Source organism: Dyella jejuensis, from assembly GCF_044904675.1.
GTDB classification, from domain to species: Bacteria; Pseudomonadota; Gammaproteobacteria; order Xanthomonadales; family Rhodanobacteraceae; genus Dyella_B; species Dyella_B jejuensis.
In genome coordinates this window covers 1-3,002 of sequence record NZ_JADIKJ010000035.1, presented here as the reverse complement: position 1 = coordinate 3,002, position 3,002 = coordinate 1, and the positions used below count along the sequence as shown (strand labels likewise).

The window sequence follows — 3,002 nt, the reverse complement described above, 5'->3', positions numbered from 1 at the left end:
GGCAGCCCCGGCGTGGCCTGATCCTGCGCGCCATACGAACTGGTGATCGCCGAGGCCGTCTGGTACTGGTTCACCAGGCTTTGTCCGGATGTTTCGGCGTATTCGCTCTGGTCGACCAGGTCGCCATCCGCGTTGTAGGTGTAGACCGTGTCGCTTCTCACCCAGCCGGCATCGCTAAAGCTCACCACCGCGCCGTTGTAGGTGCCCGCTTCGGTGCTGCCCGGCAGGTTGTAAAGCACCTGGCTGGTCTGGCGACCCTGCGCATCGTAGGTGTTGAGTTCGTAGTTGGCGAACGCGCTGCCCGTCGTGGTCTGCGTTTGCAGCAGCGTCTGGTCGCCCAGCACGTCGTAATAGGCTTTCTCCGAAAGCGTCTGGTTCGATGCGTTGATCGAGGTGTATTCAGTCAGGTCGCCCGCCGCATCGTAGGCGTTTTCACCCGAATTGAGCGCACTGGTGAAGACGACCTGCCCGTTTTGCAAGCTGCCGTTGGCCACCAGCACACGGCCGTCTGCATCGTAGGTATACCAATCGGCCACGACATTGGGCGTGGGAGACGGGGCCGGCGTGGGCGTAGGAACCGGCGTGGGGGTGGGGGTCGGCCCGGACGTCGGGGTAGGCGCGGGCCCCGGCGTGGGCGTGGGCGTGGGAGTGGGCACCTGCGTGCTGCCGCTACCGGTGCCACTGACACCGCCGCCCTCTCCACCGGGTGGCTTCAGCAGATCCGGGGTTACCGCTAGCACGGTTGTATCAACGGATGACGGCGTGGGTGTGGGCGTAGGCGTGAGGGCGGGCGGCGTAGGCGTGGCGGCGGGCGTGGAATAGGTAGCGCCGGAGACAACCGTTTCCTGCGCCGGATTGCCCAACCCGCCAGGGTTGACCTCTACCTCGATCGTAGTGATGACCGTACGCCCCTGGTAGTCCGTGGCGGTAATGATGACCGAACCGCCGAAAGGTTTTCCTGAGGTATTCGATGCCGTGAGTTTTAGATCGCCCGAACTATCTACGGAGACGCCCAGCTGATCGCCACCCGAAGGTTTCTTTACTCCTGATGTATTGATCGAATAGGTCAGGCCGGTTCCCTTGAAGGCCCCGTCATAAACAATTGTTGGCGTGTTGTTGCTAAAGGTTACGGTAGTGGGACCGCTGTAAGTCGGGGCGGCGGGGTCATTCACGGTCAGCGTGAAGCCGGCGCCGGTTGTTTGCCCTGCCGCGGTGGCCCATACGGCCAGCGTAAGCGTGCCGCTGGTTCCAATCGGTGGCGTACCGCTGAATACCAGGGTGCTCGCGTTGAAACTGATCCAGGAAGGCAGCCCAACCCAGGCCGAGCCATTGTAATAGCCTGCCGAATACGACACTGCAAAGCCCTGCGAATCGGTAGCCGCTGGCTGTGCAAAGCCGAAGGCCTGGTAGGTGGTGACGCTTTCGTTGCTGGGTCCAGCCGTAAAAACAGGGGCCGCAAGCGCTGGTACCGTCAAGGTGAATTGGTTTGCCGCCGCCCCCGAGCCGGTAACCGAAGACCATACAACCAAGGTATAGGTGCCTGCGCTGCCAATAGGCGGCTCGCCACTGAAGGTAAGCGTGCTAGCGTTGAAGCTGATCCACGAAGGCAAGGCGACCCAGGCCGAACCGTTCCAATAACTCGCCGAATACACCGGAGTCAGGCCATTGGGACTGGTTGCACCAGGCTCCGTAAAGCTGAATGCGCTGTTGTAGGAGACCGTGTGACTGGTCGGCCCCGCCGTAAAAACGGGCGCAACCAACGGCACGCTTATCGTCAGGGTGCTGCTGACACTGCGTCCCAATACATCGGTGGCAGTAACAGTGACGCTGTAGTTGCCAGCACTTCTTGGCGGTGCGCCGGAAAAGGTTTGCGTGCTGGCGTTGAAGCTCACGCCACTGGGCAAGCCGGTAACTGTGTAGGTCAGGCCCATCCCGAGCGGATCGCTAAACGTCCCTGCAGGAATGGTGTAGTTCACCGCACTGCCCGGCTGCACCGTCTGATTACTCAATGCGGCAGTAAGCGACGGAACGCCTGTAGTGAGCGGTATCGGCGTGGCGGCAATCGGCGCGGCGGCCGAGCCCTGGCTGTCATACGCGCTGCGGCTAAATACGGCGCGGCGATTGCCGTCGGCATCGTACACATACACCGTGCGCATGATGGCCGAGGTACCCGCCGCATTTTCTTCCGTGACTTCCTGCAGGCGGTTGTGGCTGTCGTAGGTGATCACGGTTAGCGTGTCGACCGCGGCACCTGTACCGTCGTAGGTGTCATCTGTCTCCAGCGTTTCGTTGCCGTTGGCATCGTAGCCATAGGTGTAGGTGGAGGCGACACCGTTGACGGTTTCGCTCAACTGCGCGAGCGCGCCGTCGGCGTCGTAGCTGAAGTCGAGCGTAGACGTTACGGAGCTGCTCGGCCCATTGGCCGTCCAGTTGCTGGTCTCCTTCACCAGCAGGCCGGAGCCGGCATCGTAGGTGTAGGTATAGGTAGCGCCACTATCGTCGACGTGCGTCAACACCTGCTTGAAGTAATTGTAGGTCCAGCTTTGCGTGTGGCCATCCGCATCCGTTTGGCGGATCAGGTTGCCGTTGACGTCATAGCCATAGGTCGTGGTTTCGTTCAGTGGCGTGGTGCTGGTCAGCACGCGGTGCTGGCTGTCGTAGGTATAGGTGGTGGTATTGCCCATGCCGTCCGTGGACTGCAGGCGATCGCCGTTGGCGTCGAGGATGTAGGCCCCCTGCTCGATCGACGTGCGCGCCGTACCCGCCGCGTTGAGCTGGAAATAGCCGTTGGCCACCGCCTGGTTGAGGTTGTTGTAGGCGGTGTAGGTGATGTTGGAGAGCGTGGTGGTCGCCGTTTGCACCGGCGGCGTTTCGGTGGCTACCGCGCGGCCCAAGGCATCGTAGGCGGTATAGGTGCGGGCACCGGTTCCATCTTGCGTCATGGTCACATTGCCGGCGGCATCGTAGGCGTATTGCGTGACGTTGCCGTTCTCGTCGGTGCT

1 protein-coding gene is annotated in these 3,002 nt (G+C 61.9%); it reads right to left on the bottom strand.

The features are described from left to right. Nucleotides 1-3,002 (bottom strand): putative Ig domain-containing protein (locus ISP15_RS18015; protein ID WP_404549342.1); only part of this gene is annotated, 3,002 nt, incomplete at both ends.